Below are 512 nucleotides of genomic sequence, written 5' to 3'. Positions count from 1 at the left end.
CCTTTATTGTTGACGATGATGGCAATTTTGAATCGTAACCAAGAATTGCCAAGAGACAGACCAGAACTTTACAACCAAGCATCGCGGGTGCTGCTGCATCAATGGGATGTGGAACGTGCTTTAGTCGAAGATAAGAGGTTAGATCCGAAAACAATAGATTATAAAGATAAGCAAGCAATGTTGCGTCAAGTTGCTTACCATATGCAAACCAGTGAAAAAGGTTTGGCAGGCAATTTGATAAGTGCGAATGATTTAGAAAGAATTCTGACTGGGTATTTAAAAACTCTAGAAGGTGATAATGCCACAAAAATTGCGAGGGTGATGATAAATCAACTGCGGACTCGCAACTTTATGTTATGTTTCCTGGGTGCAGATTATTATGCTTTTGTTCATCGGACGTTTTTAGAATATTTCTGTGCTTGGGAATTTGTCTGGCAGTTTAAAGAGACGCGATCGCTGGAGATTGAAGAACTTAAGAGTGAAGTTTTTGGCAAACATTGGCAAGATGAAAC

1 protein-coding gene is annotated in these 512 nt (G+C 39.5%); it reads left to right on the top strand.

Annotated features, from left to right (window positions below; genetic code table 11):
• A partial coding sequence (locus AC5590_RS10220) for an NACHT domain-containing protein (protein ID WP_370460863.1) occupies nucleotides 1-512 on the top strand: 512 nt, incomplete at both ends.

It is taken from the genome of Brasilonema octagenarum UFV-OR1 (genome assembly GCF_963888615.1).
GTDB lineage: Bacteria > Cyanobacteriota > Cyanobacteriia > Cyanobacteriales > Nostocaceae > Brasilonema > Brasilonema sennae.
The sequence above is the reverse complement of the archived record's forward strand: the minus strand, read 5'-3'. Positions and strand labels throughout refer to the sequence as shown.